This is a genomic window from Streptomyces sp. NPDC048338 (assembly GCF_043201055.1).
In the GTDB taxonomy this organism is placed as follows: domain Bacteria; phylum Actinomycetota; class Actinomycetes; order Streptomycetales; family Streptomycetaceae; genus Streptomyces.
This window is the reverse complement of the sequence record NZ_JBICYQ010000010.1, coordinates 142,294-162,921: the sequence shown is the minus strand read 5'-3', so window position 1 is coordinate 162,921 and position 20,628 is coordinate 142,294. Positions and strand designations below refer to the sequence as shown.

Annotated in this window: 15 protein-coding genes and 1 tRNA gene; 8 read left to right on the top strand and 8 right to left on the bottom strand. The window is 73.1% G+C overall.

The genetic code is table 11. The annotated features are described in order from the left end of the window. Positions 1-4: 4 nt before the first annotated feature. The gene (locus ACGFZF_RS23630; protein WP_393557017.1) at positions 5-664 is read right to left on the bottom strand and encodes a TetR/AcrR family transcriptional regulator; all 660 of its coding nucleotides are present in this window, start codon (positions 662-664) and stop codon (positions 5-7) included. A 321-nt stretch (positions 665-985) separates the two neighbouring features. Between ACGFZF_RS23630 and ACGFZF_RS23625 the strand changes: the two genes are divergently transcribed. Further along, entirely contained in the window at positions 986-2,257 is a 1,272-nt protein-coding gene (locus ACGFZF_RS23625) for a M6 family metalloprotease domain-containing protein (RefSeq protein WP_393557015.1), read from the top strand. 72 nt (positions 2,258-2,329) lie between these two features. Here ACGFZF_RS23625 and ACGFZF_RS23620 read toward each other — a convergent pair whose 3' ends face one another. Beyond that, positions 2,330-4,018 carry a class I adenylate-forming enzyme family protein gene (locus ACGFZF_RS23620; RefSeq protein ID WP_393557013.1) on the bottom strand — a complete coding sequence of 563 codons (1,689 nt, stop codon included), beginning with the start codon at positions 4,016-4,018 and terminating at the stop codon, positions 2,330-2,332. 248 nt (positions 4,019-4,266) lie between these two features. Between ACGFZF_RS23620 and ACGFZF_RS23615 the strand changes: the two genes are divergently transcribed. The 3 genes from ACGFZF_RS23615 to ACGFZF_RS23605 all read left to right on the top strand — a co-directional run bounded on the left by ACGFZF_RS23615 (position 4,267) and on the right by ACGFZF_RS23605 (position 9,770). Next, on the top strand, positions 4,267-6,105 hold the full coding sequence (locus ACGFZF_RS23615) for a hypothetical protein (RefSeq protein ID WP_393557011.1): 1,839 nt from the start codon (positions 4,267-4,269) through the stop codon (positions 6,103-6,105). Positions 6,106-6,307: 202 nt separating this feature from the next. After that, entirely contained in the window at positions 6,308-9,433 is a 3,126-nt protein-coding gene (locus tag ACGFZF_RS23610; protein WP_393557009.1) for a hypothetical protein, read from the top strand. 264 nt (positions 9,434-9,697) lie between these two features. Further along, positions 9,698-9,770 (top strand) — tRNA-Arg (locus ACGFZF_RS23605). A gap of 71 nt (positions 9,771-9,841) precedes the next feature. Here ACGFZF_RS23605 and ACGFZF_RS23600 read toward each other — a convergent pair. After that, on the bottom strand, positions 9,842-9,967 hold the full coding sequence (locus ACGFZF_RS23600; RefSeq protein WP_393557007.1) for a hypothetical protein: 126 nt from the start codon (positions 9,965-9,967) through the stop codon (positions 9,842-9,844). Positions 9,968-10,029: 62 nt separating this feature from the next. Between ACGFZF_RS23600 and ACGFZF_RS23595 the strand changes: the two genes are divergently transcribed. The 4 genes from ACGFZF_RS23595 (at position 10,030) to ACGFZF_RS23580 (ending at position 14,729) form a co-directional block, all read left to right on the top strand. Next, positions 10,030-10,707, top strand: a complete 678-nt coding sequence (locus ACGFZF_RS23595) for a GAP family protein (protein ID WP_393557005.1) — start codon at positions 10,030-10,032, stop codon at positions 10,705-10,707. 342 nt (positions 10,708-11,049) lie between these two features. Beyond that, complete coding sequence (locus ACGFZF_RS23590; protein ID WP_393557003.1) at positions 11,050-12,450, top strand: signaling protein; 1,401 nt, start codon at positions 11,050-11,052, stop codon at positions 12,448-12,450. Between the two features lie 54 nt (positions 12,451-12,504). Then, positions 12,505-14,325 (top strand): right-handed parallel beta-helix repeat-containing protein, encoded by a 1,821-nt coding sequence (locus tag ACGFZF_RS23585; protein ID WP_393557001.1) that lies wholly within the window; start codon positions 12,505-12,507, stop codon positions 14,323-14,325. Next, positions 14,322-14,729: a hypothetical protein gene (locus ACGFZF_RS23580; RefSeq protein ID WP_393556999.1), complete on the top strand. Its 408-nt coding sequence runs from the start codon at positions 14,322-14,324 to the stop codon at positions 14,727-14,729. The genes ACGFZF_RS23585 and ACGFZF_RS23580 overlap by 4 nt, the downstream gene beginning before the upstream one ends. On the opposite strand, the gene lysA is transcribed toward ACGFZF_RS23580, so the two are convergent. Genes lysA through ACGFZF_RS23555 form a run of 5 tightly spaced genes read right to left on the bottom strand, consistent with a single transcriptional unit; the run spans position 14,730 to position 20,591 of the window. Beyond that, positions 14,730-15,983 carry a diaminopimelate decarboxylase gene (lysA, locus tag ACGFZF_RS23575; protein ID WP_393556997.1) on the bottom strand — a complete coding sequence of 418 codons (1,254 nt, stop codon included), beginning with the start codon at positions 15,981-15,983 and terminating at the stop codon, positions 14,730-14,732. Further along, positions 15,976-17,490 (bottom strand): hypothetical protein, encoded by a 1,515-nt coding sequence (locus ACGFZF_RS23570; protein ID WP_393556995.1) that lies wholly within the window; start codon positions 17,488-17,490, stop codon positions 15,976-15,978. Before ACGFZF_RS23570 ends, lysA begins: the two co-directional genes overlap by 8 nt. Then, positions 17,487-18,734 carry an ATP-grasp domain-containing protein gene (locus ACGFZF_RS23565; RefSeq protein WP_393556993.1) on the bottom strand — a complete coding sequence of 416 codons (1,248 nt, stop codon included), beginning with the start codon at positions 18,732-18,734 and terminating at the stop codon, positions 17,487-17,489. Before ACGFZF_RS23565 ends, ACGFZF_RS23570 begins: the two co-directional genes overlap by 4 nt. After that, on the bottom strand, positions 18,731-20,125 hold the full coding sequence (locus ACGFZF_RS23560) for an MFS transporter (protein ID WP_393556991.1): 1,395 nt from the start codon (positions 20,123-20,125) through the stop codon (positions 18,731-18,733). Before ACGFZF_RS23560 ends, ACGFZF_RS23565 begins: the two co-directional genes overlap by 4 nt. Then, the gene (locus ACGFZF_RS23555) at positions 20,118-20,591 is read right to left on the bottom strand and encodes a redoxin domain-containing protein (RefSeq protein WP_393556989.1); all 474 of its coding nucleotides are present in this window, start codon (positions 20,589-20,591) and stop codon (positions 20,118-20,120) included. Before ACGFZF_RS23555 ends, ACGFZF_RS23560 begins: the two co-directional genes overlap by 8 nt. Positions 20,592-20,628: the final 37 nt, after the last annotated feature.

The following is a 20,628-nucleotide window of genomic DNA, read 5'->3' as shown; positions in this document are numbered from 1 at the left end:
GGACTCACGGCCGGCCGGAGCCTCCCCGCAGGTCCTCCAGAGTGGCGGCCGAGCCGGGCAGCTCGGAGCGCGCGGGCGCTTCGAGGCCGTCCAGGAACAGCTGCAGGTGACGGTGGACGAAGCGGTCCATGTTGAGGCAGGCGGTGCCGGGCAGCGGGCGGGTGAGCTGGGAGACGGCGATCATCAGGTCGCCGACACCGACGTCGGTGCGGAGCCTGCCCGCCTGCTGCGCGCGGTCGACGAGGCCCTGCACGGCCTCCTCCAGCCGCTCGCGTTCGGCGCGCAGTTCGGGATGGTCCTTGTCGAAGGCGCCGTCGAGCATCGGGCACAGGGCTCCGATACGCTCGTCGGCCGCGGCGTGGATGAAGCGGCGAAGCGCCGCGAAGGTGTCGCCCTCCTCGGCGGCCTCCTCCGCCAGGTCCGTGGTGCGGGCCATGACGGAGACGACGACCTCCTGGACGAGGTCGGCGCGCTCGGGGAAGTTGCGGTAGAGCGTGGCGTTGCCGACTCCGGCGCGGCGCGCGATCTCGTCGAACGGGACCTGGGGTCCGAACTCGACGAACATCTCGCGGGCCGTCGTCACGATCCGCTCGCGGTTGCGCAGGGCGTCGGCCCGCGGCCGGGGTGCGCGGCGGGCGGGCGCGGTGTCGGCGGTGCTGGTCACGCCACGGCTCCTTCAGGTCGTCTCGGGTGCTCCGGGGAGCGTTCTGCGGTGCGCCGCGACGGATCGCGGCTTCCGAGGCGATCCGCGTCGTGCACGGTCCGCGCGATCCGGGGAGTGAGTCCCCGCTTCTCTCGGACACAGGCGTAAACGGGGAGCCAGTCCCCGGTTGTTCCTTCCGGTGATGTGACCTGGGTCACTCATGCGGCTTTCGTCGCGATACCCCCTGATCGGGCCAACCCCGCGCGCGCCCCCGCACCTCCCGACACAGGCTGATCGGAGCGCAGGAGACGCAGATCGATCCGCAGACCAGAAGGGCGCCGCATGGAGAAGACCCCCCGGCGGATAGGCAGACCCGTGGCCCTGGCCACGGCCTCCGCCCTCGCGCTCGCCGCCCTGGTCTCCGCCAGCACCACCCTCCCCGGACCCGCGCCTGCCTCGGCCGGCCCGGTGGCCGCCGGTCCCGGCGAGGCACCGCTCGGTCCCTGCCGCATCGCGACGACTCTGGGCGTGCAGATGTCGGAGGGACTGCCCACCGCCCCGGGGTACGCCCGCTCCACGGGCAGCGTCCGCGCCCTCAACCTGATGATCGACTTCCCGGACGCGCCCGGCGACGGCGCGGCGCTCGCACGCTACGAGGAGTTCTTCCCGCAGACCGCCGAATGGTTCCGCACCAGTTCCTACGGGCGGCTGGAGTACGCCCCCGAGGCCCCGATACCCGACTGGGTGCGGATGCCCCGGCCGTTCTCCTCGTACGGGATAGAGCGCGGCTCCCCCTACGAGCCGGGCTACCGCGGGCTCGTCGAGGACGTCGTGAAGTCGACCGACCCCCTGGTGGACTTCAGCGCGTACGACCTGGTCAACATCCTGGTCACGCCGAACGCCGGCCCCTCGGCCCTGGACACCGTGCTGTCCGTGACCTTCTCCGGCAACGACGACGCCCCGTACGCCGACGGCGTCCCCCTCGCCAACACGTCCTTCGTCTACAGCCGGCAGGACGACGGATCGGGGTCGTACTCCGAGACCGGCTACCGGGTGCTGCCGCACGAGAACGGCCATGTCTTCGGCCTGCCCGACCTCTACACCATGGACGGCGGCGGGACCGTCGGGCACTGGGACATCATGTCCGAGGACTGGGGGGCCAACAACGACTTCCTGGGCTGGCACAAGTGGAAGCTGGGCTGGCTCGACAACGACCAGGTCGGCTGCGCGTCCGGCACCGGCACCAGCGAGCACATCCTGACGCCGCTGGCCACGGCCGGCGGCCCGAAGCTGGCCTTCGTCCCGCTCGGCGAGCGCTCGGGGTACGCGGTCGAGGTCCGCACCCGGGACGGCAACGACGAGGCCGTCTGCGAGCCGGGCGTCCTGATCTACCGCGTGGAGTCGGACGTGGACACCGGCCACGGCCCGGTGACGGTCGCCGACAGCGACAGGGACAGCGGCGGCTGCACGCGCCGCCCCAACGTCCACGCGGAGCTCTCGGACGCCCCGTTCCGCCCGGGCGAGACCTTCACGGACCGGGCCAACGGCATCCGGATCTCGGTCCTGGAGGAGGACGAGAACGGCGCGTACCGCGTCCGGATCACCCGGTCGTGAGGACGCCGTCGGGGGCGTCGTGCGGGCCCTCCCCCGGGCGCCGTTCCGGTACCCGAGCGGGATTCCCGGCGGTCAGCCCGCCGTGAGCTCCGCCCTCAGCTCCCGCTTGAGGATCTTGCCGGTGGGATTGCGGGGCAGCTCGGCGTCCCGCAGGACGACCCGGGCCGGCACCTTGAAGGCGGCGAGCGTCCCGCCCACGTGCGCCCGCAGCCCGTCCACGGTCACCGTCGCCCCCGTCCGCAGCCGCACCACGGCGGCCACCTCCTCGCCGAGCACCGGGTGCGGGACGCCGAGCACGGCCGCGTCGGCGACGTCGGGATGCGCGTGCAGCGCCGCCTCGACCTCGACGCAGTACACGTTCTCGCCGCCACGGATCACCATGTCCTTGAGCCGGTCGACGACGGTGACCCGCCCGTCGCGGACATGGGCGAGATCGCCGGTACGGAACCAGCCGTCCTCCGTGAAGGCCTCCCGGGTGGCGGCCTCGTCGCCCCAGTAGCCGCGGATCAGGGCCTGCCCGCGCAGCAGCAGCTCGCCGACGCCGTCGGCGTCCGGCCGGTCGACACGGACCTCGGTGGCGGGAGTGGGACGGCCCACGGAACCGGGCCACCGGCGGTACTCGGCGCCGAAGTTGGCGAGGACACCGCCGCAGGTCTCGGTCAGCCCGTAGCCGTTGCGGGGCTCGATGCGCTCCCCGTAGCGGGCGGTGAGCCGGGCGACGATCTCGGCCGGCGCCGCCGCCCCACCGGTGTTGAACATGACGAGCGTGCTCAGCGGATCGCCGGTGCGCTCGGCGAGGTCGAGCAGCTGGAGCGCGGTGGTCGGCACGCCCGCGTAGTGGGTGACGCCGTGCTCGCGGATCAGCTCCAGCGCCCGGGCCGCGTCCCATTTGCGCATGAGGACGAGCGAACCGCCGGCGGCCATGACCGAGTAGAAGGACGTGAAGGCCGCGACGTGGAAGAAGGGGAAGGTCGTCAGCGAGACGGGGGCGGCACCCTGCCCGGGGATCGTGCCGCGCCCGAGGGCGGAGGCGGCGGCGTAGTAGCGCGGGTTCATCGCGGCCCCGGCCTGCGCGAGGTGGGTGGCGACGGCCCCCTTGGGGCGGCCGGTGGTGCCGGAGGTGTACATGAGGGTGGCGTCGTGCTCGGGCAGCACGTCGACGAAGGGCGGGCCGAGGAGGGAGTCGGTGTCACGCACGTACGCCCGGAAGCCGTCGACGGCCTCCCCCTCGGGAGCCCCGTCACCTCCCTGGCCTCCCTGGCCTCCCTGGAAGACGATGCCGGGCACCCGGTGCGCGCGGGCCCAGCTCCGGACCCGGCCGACCCGCTCGCCGTCGACCAGCAGGACGCGGGGCCGGCAGTCGTCGAGGACGTACGCGAACTCCTCCTCGGTCCACCAGGCGTTGAGCGGCACGGCGACGAGGCCGGCGAGCTGGGCGGCCCAGAAGGCGATCTGCCACTCGGGGTGGTTGCGCATGGCGACGACGGCCCGGTCGCCGGGCCGCAGACCGTAGGTGTCGACGAGGAGACGCGCGAGCCCGCAGGCCGCGTCGAAGAACTCCCGGTAGCCGAGGACCCCGTCCTCGGAGTACAGGAACGGCCGGTCGCCGTAGGCCCAGGTGGCCTCCACGAACTCGCGGAGGGTCCGCGGCCCGTCCACGTACACGCCGTCCTCGACGGCGAACGGCGCTCCCGGCGCGGACAGCCGGGCGGCCACCGCGGCGGCGGCCGCGGTCACGGCGTCCCCGCCCGGCGCGGTCACGGCTCCCGCGCCCGGGAACCGGCCGGGGACCGGGACGGCCGCGACGTGTGCCGCCCCCGGCACCGGCGCACTCGCCGGCCGCGGCTCCCCCGCCGTCTCCGGTACGTGCCCCGCCGCTCCCACAGCGGACGGATCGGTGTGCGACGCGACCACGATCGTCGTTCCCTTCCCAGCGCCTGCTCGGTCCCGGTGGGCGGGACACCCGCCCTCCCGGACCATCGATTCCGGACTGCACACATAATGCGCGAGTGAGCGACCTTCCCGTCCCCCTGGCCCTGGAGCAGATACCTCCGGGCACTCGCGCCTGGCACGCGGCGGACGCCGAGCGCTGGCGTGCCGCCGGCCCCGGGCGTTGGGCAGAACCCCTGTGGCCCTTCCTCGCCCTGCTGGCGACGGCCGTCTGGTCCATCGCGGAGGCCCCCTACCCCGTCTGCACCACCGCCATCCCCTGCACCACGGACTGGCCGGGTGTGTCCCTCGCCACGATCCAGGTGCTCACCCTGGTACTGCTGCGCCGCCACCCGGCGCTCGCCCTCCCCGGCCTGGTGGTGTCCGTCGGCGGGCTGCTCCTCGAGGACGCCCCGGACGGTTCGCCGGGCCTGCTGGCCGCGTCGAGCGTGGCGCTGCTGCTGGCCGCCCTCTACGCCGCCGCCACCCTGATCCACCGCCTGGTCTGCGCGAGGCAGCAGCAGCTGGTGGCCCTGGAGGCCGCCGACGCGGCACGCGCCCCGCTGCCCGGACCCGCCGGGACGTTCCGCCGCGCCCGGGCCTCGTTCGCCCTGGCCTCCCTGCTGCTCGCGGTGTCGGTCTTCGCCGTCTGGCAGGGGGAACGAGACGCGTCCGCGTTCGACGAGCGGGTGGCACGGGCGACGCCGGCGACCGCACGCGTCACGGGAAGCGACGTCGACGGCGGCACGCTGACCGTCCGCTCGGAGGCGCTCGGCACGCGCACGGTCGAGGTGCTCTTCCCCGAGAACCACCCCATCGGCTCGCACCTGGACCTCCTCGTCGACGGCGACTGGATCCGGCCGGCCGCCGAGCCCTACGACACCTTCGGCTGGGAGCTCCTCCTGCTCGTGTCCTCCGTGCCCGGTCTGGCCTTCCTCACCGGCGGCCTGGTGGCGCGCGGCCGCGCGGCGCGGCTGCGCGCCGAGCCGGCGCCGGTCCTGCGGGTCCTGCTCGCCTCGCGGCGGAACGACGCCCGGACGTGGCTGCACGCGGCGGACGACAGGGCCGCCGAACGACCGCTGCTCTCCTTCCACACGCGGTACGTCTCCGAGGGGGGACACCCGGAGGACGGCTTCGACGACGCCGACCGCTCGGAGGACGAGGACGACGACTTCGACGAGGACGACTTCGACGAGGCGGGAGAGGCTCCGCGGCTGCGCGAGGCGGTGCTCTACGGCCTACCGCACGCCGGCGCCGAGCTGGTGTTCGTCTCCGCCCTGGAGGAGGGCGGGCCCCTGACGGAGTGCACCGCCTCCCCCGCGCGCCCGGCAGCGCCCCTGCCGCCCGACACGACCTCGCAGCGGCGCCCCACCGCGGACGTCGTCGCGGCGCTCCCCCTCACCCGGGAGCCCCTCGCGTGGTCGGCGGACACCGGCGCGCGGATCAAGGGGCTCGGCTTCCTCCTGATGGGGGTGTTCGGCCTCGGGATCGCGTTCGACGAGGGCCTCTCCTGGCGCTCGATCGTCACCGCCCTCGGGCTGCCCTTGTACGCCTCCATGGTCGCCACCGCCCTGAACTGGCGCGTCGTCGCGGACGACAAGGGCCTCTGGCTGTGCGGCGCCTGGCGCGTCCGGCACGTCCCGTGGGACGCGGTCAAGGCGGTCTCCCACGTCGACGACGCCATCCGGGTCGGCGTCCCGGACGACGAGCTGCGCCTGTACCCCACCGGCTGGTCCTGGCTCGACCGCCGCCTGGGCCGCCGCTCCACGGCCCGGTACGCGGCGGAGACCCTCCGCGTCCTCGTCCACCACCCCGAGCTCCGCCCCCGGACCTCGGCCACCCACCACGGCCTCCCCCTGGGCCCGTACCTCGTCGCCGCCGCCGTCCTCTGGGCGGGCACCGTGCTGTTCCTCCTCTGACACCGCCGAGGCGGCGCCTCCTCGTGCGGAGCCCGCCCGACCCGGACGCTCCGCGACGGGGAGGAAGCGGCCCGGGCACCGGATCGGGACCCGTCCCGGACGGCGTGCGGAATCCGGTGCGCCTCCTGTCGGACACTCGTGCGATCATGCGGCGAACTCCGCGACGAAGATCGCGACGACACCGCTCCTGGGGGGACCGGGAATGCCAAGACCGCCGGTTACTGCGCCGAGATCCGCGCCGTACACCGCTCTGCTCGCCGCACTCACGCTGGTGCTGTCCCTTTTGCTTCCGATCCTGCCGGTCGGTCCGGCCGGAACGGCACACGCCGAGGAACTGCCGGCCCTCGCCGACTGCGTGACCGTGCCGGTGAACGAGTACGGCACCGCGCCGACGGCCACGACGTCGGCCGAGACCTGCAAGGCGTTCACCGCGGCCACCACCGGCCCGTACGACGTGTTCGGCGTCGCGCCGGTGGAGGGACGACGCGCCCGCCTGGCGGTGTACGACGCTGCCGGTGCCGCCGTCTGCGCCCCCGAGGGCGCCTGCCGGCTGACAGCAGGCGGCACCTACCGGGTGATCACCGATCAGCCGACACTGATCCTCGACCGCTCGTCGACGCAGGGCTGCTCCCCGATGGCACCCGGCCGCCACACGGGTGCTCTCGAGGCACCCGGTGCGATCGACTGCCTCACGCTGTCCCTGCCCGCGGAAGCCCACGTGGAAGCCCTCACGCCGCTGAAATCGCCGCACACGGTGGAGGTCGTCGACGGAACGGGCACGAAGATCTGCGCGGCGGGCGGGCTGGCCGCCCGCACCTGCGAGCTGACCGGCCCCGCCCCGCACCGCGCGCTGGTGTCCACCACCGACGCCGTGGCGCCGACCGGCACCTACCACCTCGCGCTGCATCGCACGGACGTGCCCGACGAGTGCCAGGCCGTCCCCGCGGGCGACTTCACGTCGTCGACCCCCAAGGCGACCGTCGCCCTGGCGGCCGACGTCTTCTCGTACTGCTTCACGATTCCGGCGGACGACCACTCCGCCCACGAGTTCATCCGGCCCGAGGCCCTCGACGGCACGTGGATCAGCACGGGGCCCGCCACGGGCGAGCCCACCCGTTGGTCCCAGGCCGAGCACACGGTCCTGGACGCGGAAGGCGTGCGTGTCTGCGACACCGACTGCGCCCTCGCGCCGGGCACCGCCTACACGGTGCTCGTCCGTACCGCCCTCCGGGACAAGTTCTCCGTCGTGCGCCGCGACGTGACCGGCACCGCCCGGGGCTGCCCGGCGCAGTCCGCCGTCCCGGCGGGCGGTTCCTCCCAGAGCGGCCCGCTCGGCTTCTCGGGCACCGTCTCCTGCCGCCAGGTGACCACCGACGACGCCGGGGACGTGGTGTACCTCGACGCCACGGCACAGGCGACCGCGTACGACGGGTCGGGCCGAGGGACCCCGTGTGCCGGGGGGTGCACCGTCACCGGCGCGACGCGCTACCAGGTGGTCATGACCGCCCCCTACCGCCCGTCACCCACGTACCGGCTGGACGCGATGCGTATCGCCACACCGGCGGGCCCGGCGCCGCAGTGTGCGAGGGTGCTGAACCTACGCGACGGCTACGGACCGGTCACGGGGACGCTGGACGACGGGCACGTCGCCGACTGCGTCTCGTTGCCCACCGCCTCGAACGACGACCTCTGGGTATGGGTCAAGGACCCCGAGGGAACGGCGTACACGGCCGTCGCCTCGCTGTGGGACGCGGAGCTGAACGACACCTGCCGCTCCGAGCGGGGCGGCTCACGCTGCACGCTCGGCGGCGACTCCGGCACGACGGCACCTTCCCCGAGCATCCTGGTGCTGGGACGGAGCGCGACCCGGACCTCCTACCGGGCCGAGGTCGAATGCAACGCGTACACCACACGCCTCTGCGGCGGGGTGCCGGTGTCCGTCTCCTCCGTCTCCCCGACGTCCGCGCCGCGCGGCTCGCTCGCGACGCTCACCGTGCACGGCAGCGCTCTGAGCATCAAGGACACGGTGCAGCTGACCAAGGACGCCAGGACACTGACGGCCAAGCCGGTCGCAGTCTCTCCCGACGGCCGGTCCCTGACCGTGACCGTGGGCCTGAGCGTCGCCGTCCCCGGCGACTGGAACGTGCGCGTCGCCGCTTTCGGCAAGGTGTATCCCGCCGGCACGTTCACCGTGACGCCGGCCGTCTCGGGCCTCGGCAGCTACGTGCCGCTCCCTCCGACCCGCGTGATGGACACGCGCTACGGCATCAACACGCACCGGGCCAAGGTCGGCCCGGGTGAGACCGTCCCGCTGCTCGTCACCCAGGGCTACGTGCCGAACGGCGTCAGCGCGGTCGTGCTGAACGTCACGGCGACCGGTCCGAGCACCGCCGGCTTCGTCTCCGTCTATCCGGACGGCACGCCCCGGACATCGGCCTCCAACCTCAACTTCAAGGCGGGGCAGACCATCCCCAACCTGGTGGTCGTGCCGGTGATCAACGGCTACGTGAACTTCTACAACAAGGCGGGCTACGTCGACCTCGTCGCCGACGTGGCCGGCTACTACGTCACGGACGGCTCGGGAGCCACCTTCAAGCCGACGGCACCGACCCGGCTGATGGACACCCGAGACGGAACGGGCGTGGCCAAGGCGAAGGTGGGGGCTCAGGGGTCGGTCACCCTGAAGGTGACGGGCACCGGCGGGATTCCCAGCACCGACGTCAAGGCGGTCGTCCTCAACGTCACGGCGACGTCGGCCACCGCGGCGAGCTTCGTCTCCGTCCATCCCGGCGACCAGATCCGCTCGTCCGCGTCGAACCTGAACTTCAGCGCCGGACAGACGATCCCGAACCTCGTCGTCGTCCCGGTCGGGAAGGACGGTGACGTGACCTTCTACAACCACGCCGGATCGGTGGACCTGATCGCCGACCTGGCCGGTTACTTCACGATGGACGCGACCGGGTCCGGGTACCGGCCGCTGGCTCCGACACGGTTGATGGACACACGGGACGGGACCGGCGTGGCCAAGGCGAAGGTCGGAGCTCAGGAGACGGTCACCCTCGAAGTCGCCGGCAGGCCCGGCATCCCGGCCACCGGGGTCACGGCAGTGATCATGAACGTGACCGCCGTCGCGCCGACCGCGGGCAGCTTCGTCTCCGTGTTCCCCGACGGAGTGGCACGCTCCTCCGCGTCGAACCTGAACTTCACCGCCGGGACGACCATCCCCAACCTGGTCGTCGTACCCGTCGTGAACGGGAAGGTGAACTTCTACAACCACGCCGGGTCCGTGGACCTGCTCGCGGACGTCGCCGGGTACTACACCTCGTAGAACCGGTACGGGGCCGCGGCCGCCGCCCGGCGGCTGCGGTCCGGCCCCGGCGACGCCACCATCCGCTCCCGGTGGTGATCACCCCAGCGGATCACCACACGCGTCCGCTAGGCTGTCCCCGGTACCTCTCCTGGCTTTCCCGCAGGAGGGGCCGGGGACACGCGCCCCGCCCCACCTGACGCCAGGGACCAGGCACCACCGACGTGTAGTCGTCTTGGGTGGAGAATCCTCGCCGGAACCTCCACACGGATTTCCACACACCCCGCCTTCGTAGCTCAGGGGATAGAGCACCGCTCTCCTAAAGCGGGTGTCGCAGGTTCGAATCCTGCCGGGGGCACAGCAAGAAGGGCCGGCACACAGGGATCTTTCCCCGGTGCCGGCCCTTCCGCATGATCGCGACCGTGCCACCTACGTGCCAGGAGGCGGCGGATCGCTCGCCTCCCGGGCCTGGCGGGCCGCCCTGAGGGCTCCTGCCGACAGGCTGGTGGGGCGCCCGCTCCGCAGATGGGTGACGTCGGCGAGTTCGGAAAGCACCGGCACTCCTGGTGGGGCAGCATCAGGTGTCGGCGACGATCGCACGAGGTGAAAGGAATCCGTTGCTCAGCCAGGCAATGGGGGCCATGCTGCCGGCTGCGTTGGCGGTCGCGCTCAGTCCCTTCCCCCTGATCGCAATCGTCCTGATCCTTTCCGGCTCGCAGGGCCGCCGCAACGGCCTGCTGTTCGCGGCCGGGTGGATCACCGGCCTCAGCATCGCGGCGACGCTCGTCGCGGTGCTCTTCGGCGGGGCCGACGACCCTGACAGCACGTCGTCGGCGATCGCGGACTGGGGACGGGTACTGGCCGGAGCAGCCCTCATTGTGCTGGGGGGACGCAAGTGGTGGAATCGCCCGCGCGCCGGTGAGCAGGTGGAGGCACCCCGCTGGATGGCCCGGCTCGACGAAGCCACGGCCGGACGGGCGCTGCTCCTCGGGGCACTGTTGTCCGGCGCCAACCCCAAGAACCTCATGCTGACGGCGTCGGCCACCGCCTCGATCGTCGAGACCGGCGTCCACGACGTCGGCCTCGCCGCAGCAGTCGCAGTCTTCGTACTGATTGCCTCATGCACCGTGGTGGGGGCCGTCGGTGTTCATCTCGTCGGCGGACAGCGCGCCGCGTCGTTCCTGGACAGCGTCAGACAGTTCATGGTCGCCAACAGCACCGTGATCACCGTGATCGTGCTGCTCCTTCTGGGAGCGAGCGTCCTCGGCGACGGACTGTCCGGTCTCGGCCGCTGAGTCCCTGCGCGCCCGCCGTCGGAGTCCGGACAGCACCCACTGAGATCCCCGGCACCTTCAGGAGCGTCCAGAAATGCCGAGGAGACCAGACGATCCACTCCTCAGACAGTCGCCCGAGCCGTAGTGAGCACCCGCGGGACGGCCGAGGCCCTTCCGTGATTTGCCGTGAACATCCAGCTCCTCCCGACCGTCCTCCGTGCGACGGCGCCGACATGCAAGGATGCGCACCGTACTGGTGATGATCTTGCAGGGGGCTTCCACACCTATGACCATTCGTTCCGCCCGTATACCGTGCCGCAGCGCGTCGAAGGTCGCGCGGCCCGGCGGCGAAGAGCACTCGACATGTCGCTGACTCGCCGCACCGTCCTGACCGCCGCTGCGGCCGCGGCCGCCGCTCCCGCCCTCGCCCCCGCGGGGGCCGAGACGGCGACCGGCCCCGGGGTCGCCCTCGCGGCCGAGCCCGTCGCCGAGAGCCTGCCGACGGCCGGAGCGGACGCGCAGCACAGGTTCGATCTGCGAGCCGAGCCCGTCGACCTGTTCGGCAAGGAGATCCGGCTCACCCAGGGCAGGGTGCACCAGCAGGTCGCTTTCGATCCGGTGACCGGCCTGGCCTACGTGACGCAGGTCATCAGTGACGGCCGCCAACTCACCGACGAGCCCGCTCCGGTGCCCGGCAGCGAGCGCGATCGCCGGGGCGATCTCTGCGTCAACGAGGTCACTCCCGACGGCACCGTCCGCGCCGTCATGTACCTGAGGAGCGTCGGCCACGGCGGCGGACTCGGCGTCGAGCACGTCGACGGCCGCCCCTGGCTGTGGCTGGAGACCGACGCGGACCCCGTCACCAGCGGCTTCGCCCACGGCAAGCGCATCGGCCGTGTCGCGTTCACTCCCGACGCCGTCGTCGACGCGGGAAGCAGCCTGATCGAGGTGTTCGACCCCGTCCCGGAGCACTCCGCCGTCACCCCGTCCCTGGACGTCGTCCACGGCCGGATAGGGGTGCGGACCGGGACGTCCGGCGCCGGGGAGTACCGCGTCTACGACCTCGACGCCTTCAGGCGCCGCGTCTTCACCCCGCTGTACCGCTTCCCGGCCCTCTACCGCACCCAGTCCTGGTGTCTGTACGGGGACCTCGTCCATCAGAACGAGGGCGCCGCCTACGGCGTCGACAACCCGCGTCCCGGCAACTCCTGGTGGAACGTCTACGACGTCACCACCGGCCGGATGATCGAGCGTCGCTTCAACGCCACCGCTCTCGATCTCTCCCACCGCGAGACCGAATCCCTCACCGTCCGCCAGACGCCCGACGGGCCACAGCTCGTCTTCGGCTTCGCCACCCAAGAACCAGGACCGCGCCGCATGGCTCTCTACGGCATCACCAGCACCACCGACGGCACCGGCGACCACGTGCCGTGGACCAACCTGGACTACGACTCCACCCTCTACACCCCCAACTCCGGCAACTACGTTCCTCAGTACCGCCAGCTGGGCAACCGCATCGACCTCCACCTCCGGCTGTCCCGCGCCGACGGCACCCCGTGGACCAACGGCGAGAAGATCCTGACCCTCCCGCCGCACATCCGCCCCAACCGCACCCAGGGCATGGTCGGCCAAGTCAGCGGCGCCGGGGTCTCCGACTCCCTCACCGCCCGCTGGGAGGTCCTCACCGACGGCTCGCTGGTCCTCTTCGACCAGCGCAAGCTCACCGGCTGGATCGGGCTCGACGCCGGATTCTTCACCAGCTGAACCCACACGGGGGCCCACACCGAGGCGCAGCAACTCGGCCGGACCGAGGCCGACTTGGCGGAGAAGGACGACCCGGCCGACGCCCGGCGTTCTGCCCGGGGAACGGGGCCGCTCGCGACCGCACGGGTAACATCGGTGGCTCCAGTGGGCCGGGCGTGGGGACGGGACATGGTCGCGAGGTACGTCGTCTCGCCGCACGGCGGTCGTCGCGCCTACCCTGACATCACGTCCGCGCTGGCGGCCGCGGCCGGACGCGGCCGCGCGGCGCTGATCGAGATCGCGCCCGGTCGCTACGAGGAGGCGCTCACCGTTCGGGGCGACGTCCGGTTGGCCGCGCTCGGCGATCCGGGCTCCGTGGTGGTGAGCCCGCCGCGCGGTGCCGTCCTCGACACCCTCGGGTCGGTTCGTGTGCACGGCCTCGTGCTGATCGGCCGCGACGCCGACGTCGTCGGCTGCCATGCGGGAACGCTCACGCTCGAACGCGCGGACATCCGGGCGTACAACGGCGTCAGCGTGCACGCGAGGCCGAACACCTCCGTAACGCTGAGGGACAGCGTGATCCTGCACGGCAGAGCCCTCTTCAGCGGGTCCGACGGGCTCGTCGAACGGTGCCGGTTCACCGACGCCACCGACAACGCGGTCGCCGTGATCGAAGGCGCTCGCGTCGCGGTACGGGACAGCTGGATCGGGGGAAGCATGATCCACGGCGTGCGGGTCAGCGGTGCACGGGCCCAGGTCACCGGGTGCAGGCTGACGGGCACCGGAAAGGCGGCCGTCATGGCCGACTCCCAGGCGGAGCTCATCGTCACCGGCTGCGCGATCGACGCCGTGCACACGGAAGCGATCATGTTCATCGAGCAGTCCCGGGGCTCCGTGGACGGTACGCGCGTCACCGATGCGCAACACGGGATCGCGGTGGCGAGTGGTGCCGACCCGGTGGTGCGGAACTGCGTGTTCACCGACTGCCGCGACACCGGCATCAACGTCCAGACGTCGGGGCGTGGCAGGTTCGAGGACTGCGAGGTCCACGCCGCGGGCAACGTCGGGGTCTTCTCGACCAAGGGCGGGGCTCCTGAGGTCCACGGCTGTCGCATCTCGGGAGGCAACGTCGGCATCGCCGTCACGGATGCCGCCAGAGGCCGCTTCACCCGGGTCGAGATCGGTGACCTGACGAGCGTCGCACTGCGGGTCTGGGACGAGGCCCGGGCCCTGTTCGAACACGTCCGGGTGGAGCGCTGCCCGTCGGGACTGGAGACCCGAGGCAACGGAGGCACCACGGCCGATGTCACCGACGCCGAGTTCCATGACTTCGGCATGTCCGCGGTGGAGGTCCTCGGCCAGTCCCGGGTCACGCTCAAGGGCGTGGTGGCGAAGCGCGGGCCGCTGGGCTTCGGCGTGGGCGAGGACGCTCAGCTGTTCGCGTACGACTGCCGGGTCGAAGCGGTGAGCTCCGGCGGGGTCGTCGGATTCGGCAAGGGGAGGCTCGTCGCGAAGAACCTCACCGTGACCGGCTCGGAGGCGTTCGGCCTCTACGGGACGGGTTCCGCCCGCCTGGACGTCGTGAACGGCGAGTTCGCCGACTGCGCGGCCGGAGGTGCGTACTTCGACGGCACGTGCGGCGGCAGGATGGTGGACTGTTCCGTGACCGGGACACAGGGTGTTGCCGTGCAGAACAACGGTCGCGTCGACCTCGTCGCGCTCCGCACGTCGCTGCCGGTCGTCGAGCAGATCCCACAGTCCGCCGAAAGTCCGCCGACCATCGTCAACCACTACGAAGGTCCGGTCTTCAACGCACCGGTCCACGGCGCTCAGCTGGCGTGGAACAACATCCACGCCAACCAGCAGCAGACGAATGAGGACGGTTCCCACACATGAACGACCCGCAGCACGGCGACCACCACGACGGGCCGGTGTTCAACGGCGCGGTCTCCGGCGCCCAGTTCGCCTGGAACAACGACACCGTCACCCAGAACCAGCAGAACAACGGCGCTGTGGCCCCGGGCTTCGAGGCGCTCGCCACGTTGGTCACCACCTTGCTCCGAGAGCTGCCCCAGGCCGGCCTCGCCGATCCGGACCGCGAGGACGCCGAGTCCGCTGCCAGGGAAGTGCTGGCGACGATCTCCGGGCCGGACGCCCCCGAGAGCGGCCGGCTCCGCCGCGCGCTCACCATGCTGAGAGGAGCGCTGGCCCCGGTCGCGACCGGGGTGGTGGCCGGTACGGCGGTGGGGGCGCAGGAGTGGGCACGGACGGCGATCGAGGGTCTGACCGGCATCCTCTGATCAGCGACTGTCGACGGCCGCGACCGGCCGGGTGTTCTCCTCCAGGGCGATCAGGTCCCCGATGGTCTGTCGGCGGCGGATCAGACGGAGCGTGTCGTCCTCCGCGAGCACCTCCGGGGCCAGGGGGCGGGAGTTGTAGGTGGAGGACATGCTCGCGCCGTAGGCGCCCGTGTCGTGGAAGACCGCGAGGTCGCCGATCGTCACCGGCGGGAGGGGGATCGGTTCCACCGTGCCGTCGGCCGCCTGGGTGAAGACGTCGCCCGATTCGCACAGCGGGCCGGCCAGCAGGGTGTCCGTGGGCGTGCCCTCGCGCGGGGCGCCGTCAGGGGACAGGACCGATACGCGGTGGCTGCTGCCGTACAGGGCCGGCCGCATCAGGTCGTTGAAGCCCGCGTCGACCAGGACGAAGCGGTTGGGGCCCATCCGCTTCTCGGCCCGGACCTCGCAGACCAGCGAGCCGGAGTCCGCCGTCAGGTAGCGGCCCGGCTCGATCTCCAGCTGGACGGCGTGGCCGAGGTCCGACTCCAGTTCCTTCCGGGTCGCGTCCCAGACCCGGAAGTAGCGGTCCACGTCGACCTCGGGCGCACCCGGCCCGTACGGGACGGACAGGCCGCCGCCCGCCGAGAGGGCCCGGAGGTCGCGGCCGGCGAGGCGCGCCTGCTTCAGCATGGCCTCGCAGACGCTCTCCAGGTGGGAGTAGTCGACGCCGGAACCGATGTGCATGTGGAGGCCGACCAGGTCGAGGCCGTACGCGTCGACCAGACGCAGGCTCTCGCGGAGGTCCTCGTGCCAGATGCCGTGCTTGCTGTGCGGGCCGCCGGTGTTGGTCTTGTTGCTGTGCCCGTGCCCGAAGCCCGGATTGATCCGGATCCAGACCGGATGTCCCGGTGAGACCCGGCCGAGCTGTTCGAGCATGTCCGGCGAGCCGGCGTTGACCGGCACCCGCAGCTCGGTGACGCGTCGCAGGGTCGCACGGTCGAGCAGGTCGGCGGTGAAGACGACGGGCGAGGGATCGCCGCCCGGGCGGTAGCCGGCCGCGAGGGCGCGTTCGAGCTCCCCCAGGGAGACCGAGTCGACGCAGACGCCCTCCTCCCGCATGAGGCGCAGAAGGTGGATGTTGGAGTTGGCCTTCTGGGCGTAGCGGATCACGTCGAACCGCGACAGCCGTGCGATCCGGCGGCGGACGGCGGCCGCGTCGTAGACCCAGACGGGGGTGCCGAACTCGGCCGCGGCGCGGGCCAGCAGCTCAGACATCGGCGGCCGCCTGGAAGACACAGCCGGCGTACGCCTGGTTGCCGTACGAGATGACGTCGGCCCGGTCGGCGGGCAGCGCGCGCAGGAAGGCGCCGGCGTACGCGCGTCCGATGAGGAACGCGCCCCAGTTGACGACCCAGGGGGCGGGCTCCCCGGTCGCCGGATCGTGGCACATCTCGGGCTGCGGGCGTACGAGTTCCTGGACGATGTAGCGTCCCCGCGCCGCCTGGGAGAGCGCGTCGGTCCACTCCTCGTCGGTGACGCCGCGGCCGAGGACGGTGCCGACGCCGCCCAGGCCGTGCGAGGGCTTCAGGACGAGATCGCGGCGGTTGCGCACACAGTGGGCGATCAGGTCGGTCTCCTCGCCGCGGATCCGGGTGGTGCCGGGCCGCAGCGGATGGCTCCACGGCAGGAAGCGTTCGACCAGTTCGCGTTCGGCGTGGTCGTAGGTGGCCAGGCAGCGGTCCTCCCAGAGCATGGACAGGGCGCGCTTGTTTCCGTGCGGCGACGTCCGCAGCGGGGAGAGTACGGGGACGCCGCAGCGGGCGAAGGCGTCCAGGAGTTCTTCGGCGCGCCGGAGCGAGCCGGCGTCGGCGGTCAGTTCGCCGAGTGTGAAGAAGCGGTGCACCAGGTCGACGGGGAGGCCGTCGACGGTGATCGTGCCGTTCGTCTCGCGCACCTGGTCGGTGTGGCAGGCGACGGCCTCGATGCCGTAACGGGCCAGGAGCCGTGCCACCGCGCGGAGTTCGGGCTCCGTCGTGGCGTATCCGGCGGGCCAGTCCATGACGGCGATCCGGGGTGCGGCGGCGCGGCGTCCGGAGGCCGCGGCGGTCTCGGTGAGGAGCCGGGCGAGGTGGCCGAGGGTGTCCGGGAAGTCGAGACGTTCCGCTTCCGCGAACGCGGCCAGCGTGGGGTCGCCGAGCAGCAGGTGGTTGAGTTCCGGGGTCTCCAGGCCGCCGAGCGCGCTGCTGAGGTTGAACTCCAGCAGCCGGAAGCCGGAGCCGTCGTGGTACAGGTCGGCGCGGCCGATCCGGGCGGGCTCCTGGCCGGGGACGCGCAGGGCGAGCGCCGCCTGTTCGGGGCGCAGGCCCACGGCGGCGGCGAAGGCGTGCGCGTCGCCGCCGAAGAGCCGGTCGGGGAGCGAGAACAGCAGGTCCATCGTGCCGTTCAGGTCATGTTCGAGGCGGGTGACCTCGTCCGCCTCCAGGAAGACCGGACGGGTCAGGAAGCGGTCCTCCAGACCGTCGTGCACGGCGGCCAGCCGGTCCTGGTCGGGTGCGTCGGGCCAGACCGCGCGGGTGCCGGCCGGGGAGGCGAGGTAGCGCGCGGTGAGGGCGTTCCGGACCACGGGATCGGGGGGCGCGGGAGCCGGGGCCGCGGTCCGCCCGGGGGCCGGGGAGTCCGTCGCGGTGGAGGACGGGGGGACCGCGGTCGCGGCGGAGGGCAGGGGGTGGCCTGCGGGCCGGGCGTCGGTCGGCGCGCCGGTGGGCGAGGGCGTCGTGGTCATCGGGTCGCTCGGCTTTCGGGGACGTGCGGATGGGCGGGCACCGGCTCGGTGCGGACGGAGACCAGGGCGAGGGCTCCGCGGGCGCGGTCGAGGGCGTCGTCGGCCGTGGCGGCCACCGCGGTCACCGAGCCGCAACGGTCGTCGGAGCCGCGCAGCTCGGTGACCGTGTCGCCCGGCCGTGTGCCCGGGAGGGCCGCCACCACGCCGGGCCGGCCGGCGGCCTCCTCCCAGCCGGACACCGCGGTGGCGAGGCCGGGGGCGGCGGTCAGGAACCAGGTGGCCGCGGCGCCGGCGCGCTCGCCGGCGGCCTCGGGCAGCGGGGCTCCGGCGATCTGGGCGGCCAGGAGGTCGCGGATGTCGAGTCCGGTCACGTGCCGGACGAGGTCGACGATGCCGTCGCCGCCCGGCCGGTTGTGCGACTCGACGATGCGGGGGCCGCGGGGGGTCAGGATGACCTCGGTGTGGGCGGGACCTTCGGTGAGCCCGACGGCGTCGAGGAAGCGCCGGGTGGCCCCTTCCAGCGCGGCACGGTCGCCGGCTCCGACGCGCGCCGGTACGACGTGCCCGATCTCGACGGCGTTGTCGCCGGTGAACTTCTCCGTGACGGCGAGGAGCCGGTGGTGGCCGCCGTGGGTGAACGTCTCGACGCTGAACTCCGGTCCGGCCAGGAACTCCTCGGCGAGGAGCACGCCCGGCCGTGCCGCGACGCGGTGGCGCGCGGCGGCCACGTCCTCGGCATCGCGGAGGACGGCGATTCCCTCGCTGCCCGAGCCGTCGCGCGGCTTGAGGACGACGGGCAGACCGACCCGCGCCACGAACGCGTCGACGTCGTCCGGCGTGTCCATCACCCGCGCGCGGACCGCGCTCTCGTCCTGCTCCGGGTCGAAGGCCTCCCGCATGGCGGACTTGTCCTTGAGCATCAGGACGGTGTCCAGCGGGTTGCCCTCCAGCCCCAGGGCGTGGGTGATCCGGGCCGCCGCGGTCAGGAACCTCTCGCGTACGGTCACCACGCGGGCGAACGGCACCTGCCGGTGCAGGGCCACGGCCCGGCGCACCCAGGTGTCCTCGTCGCCGGTCAGCAGCAGTGCCTCGTCGCAGGAGTCGTGGTGCGACGGGGTGAACTCGGCGGGCGCCCCGCCGTAGACGACGTGGAGGCCGTGGTCGCGCAGGGCCTTCGGCAGCCGGGTGCCACCGCCCAGGACCAGCACGGCCGGTGCGGTGGGCGTGGGGGCGAGGGCGGTCATCGTGACTCCTGGAGGGGAAGTCCCGCGGTGGGGACGGGCGTACGGTCGGGACCGGCGCCGCTCGCGGCCGGGGCGGCGACGGGCGCGGCGGCGGCCGGGGCGGCGACGACCTGCGGGGCGTCGGTGAGCGCGGCCGCCTCCGCCGGAGCGGCGCGTTCGGCCCAGCGGGTCGCCACGGGCACCGCCCAGGCGGCCGCGGCGACGACGAGGCCGAGCAGGAACCAGCCGGTGGCGGGCCGCCGGTCGGAGCCTTCGGCCAGGCACACGGTGGTGACCACCACGGGCGCCAGCGCCGCGGTGGCCCCGCGGCCCAGGGAGAAGAAGCCCTGGTACTCGCCGTGCGATCCGGCCGGGGCCAGTTCGTAGCTGAGCCCGTAGCTGCCCGCCGAGTGCCACAGCTCGCCGGCCGTGTGGCACACCATGCCCACCACGAGCAGCCCGACGGCGACGGCGGGCGAACCGGCGAACGCGGCGCCGGCGATCACGGCCCACCCGGCCCACAGCACCCAGCCCGAGCGGCGCACCGCGCCGGCGGCGGTGGCCGCGGTGCCGGTGCCCCGGGAGAACGGCACCTGCAGCAGGACCACCAGGACGGTGTTCGCCAGGATCACCGCGGAGATGCTCCACTGCGGGGCGTCGCTGTGCCCGGCGATCCACAGCGGCAGGGCGAGGGACAGCACGTCGTAGTGGATGCTGGTGAGCCCGCACAGCAGGGTGACCAGGGTGTAGGGGCGGTTGCGCAGGACGGCGCGGCGCGGTGGGGCGTCGGGGCCGCGGCCGGCGGGAGGGACGGCCGGCACCCGGAGCAGCGGCAGGGCGGCGCCGACGTAGGTGGCGGCGTTGACGAACACGACGGCGAGGTAGGCGGCCCGGGTGTCGGCCGCGAGGGCCAGCGCGGCGAGCGCCGTGCCGATGCTCAGACCGGCGTTGGTCACCGACTTGAGCAGGGCCCGCAGCCGTACCCGGGCCTCGCCCTCGCCCATGGCTCCGATGACGGCGCCGCGGGCGGCGCTGCCGCCGCGTTCGGCGAGCGCGGCGACCGTGGAGACCAGGACGAACGTCCACAGCGAGTGGACCAGCGCGAAGGAGGCCGTCGCCGCCGCCTGGCCGAGCAGCGCGACCGCGTACGTGCCGCGGGCGCCGACCCGGTCCGCCAGGCGTCCGATGGGCACCGCGGCCGCCAGCCCGGTCAGCCCGGCGACGGCGAGGCCCAGACCGACCTGGGTGGGGGCGAGCCCCACCGAGCGGGTGAAGAACAGCGCGCTCACGGGCAGGAAGAGCCCGCTGCCGGTCTGGCCGACGAAGGTGGACAGGGCGAGGGCCCGGGGTGCCCCCGCGGCCGGGATCAGGGCCCGTATCCGGCCGGCTCGCGTGGTGCTCCCGTCAGGCACGGCCGGCCTCGTCCGCTTCCAGCTCCGCGATCGCGTCCAGGACGAGTTCCGCGTGACGCTCGGGCTCGGGTACGGGGTGCAGCAGGGCCCGCACCTCACCCGCGGCGTCGAGGACCACCGCGGCACGGGCGAACAGCGTTCGGCCGCCGGCCGTCACCTCGGGCACGCCCAGGGCCCTCCCGAGGGCCAGTTCCCCGTCGCCGACGAGCGGATAGCCCAGGGCGCGGGAGGCGGCGAACTCGGCCAGCCGGCCCGGGGCGTGGGCGCTGACGCCGAGTACCCGTACTCCGGCGCGGGCGAACCGGGCGGCGTCGTCGCGCACGGAGCACAGACCGGTCGTGCAGCCCGCCAGCTCCGGAATGATCTCGCCGATGCCCGGCTCGGTGATGAAGAACAGCGCGGTCCAGCGGTGCTCGGGGGACGGGACGTCGAGCGGGCCCTCGGTGCTGTCGACGGTGATGTGCATGGGAGTTCCTTGCTGCCTCGGGGCGGACGGACGGGTG

Bases quoted from the DNA above. Each gene is read 5' to 3' on its own strand.
- ACGFZF_RS23625 (WP_393557015.1), top strand. From the start codon at position 986: ATGGAGAAGACCCCCCGGCGGATAGGCAGACCCGTGGCCCTGGCCACG.
- ACGFZF_RS23610 (WP_393557009.1), top strand. From the start codon at position 6,308: ATGCCAAGACCGCCGGTTACTGCGCCGAGATCCGCGCCGTACACCGCT.
- ACGFZF_RS23590 (WP_393557003.1), top strand. From the start codon at position 11,050: ATGTCGCTGACTCGCCGCACCGTCCTGACCGCCGCTGCGGCCGCGGCC.
- ACGFZF_RS23580 (WP_393556999.1), top strand. From the start codon at position 14,322: ATGAACGACCCGCAGCACGGCGACCACCACGACGGGCCGGTGTTCAAC.
- lysA (WP_393556997.1), bottom strand. From the start codon at position 15,983: ATGTCTGAGCTGCTGGCCCGCGCCGCGGCCGAGTTCGGCACCCCCGTC.
- ACGFZF_RS23570 (WP_393556995.1), bottom strand. From the start codon at position 17,490: ATGACCACGACGCCCTCGCCCACCGGCGCGCCGACCGACGCCCGGCCC.
- ACGFZF_RS23565 (WP_393556993.1), bottom strand. From the start codon at position 18,734: ATGACCGCCCTCGCCCCCACGCCCACCGCACCGGCCGTGCTGGTCCTG.
- ACGFZF_RS23555 (WP_393556989.1), bottom strand. From the start codon at position 20,591: ATGCACATCACCGTCGACAGCACCGAGGGCCCGCTCGACGTCCCGTCC.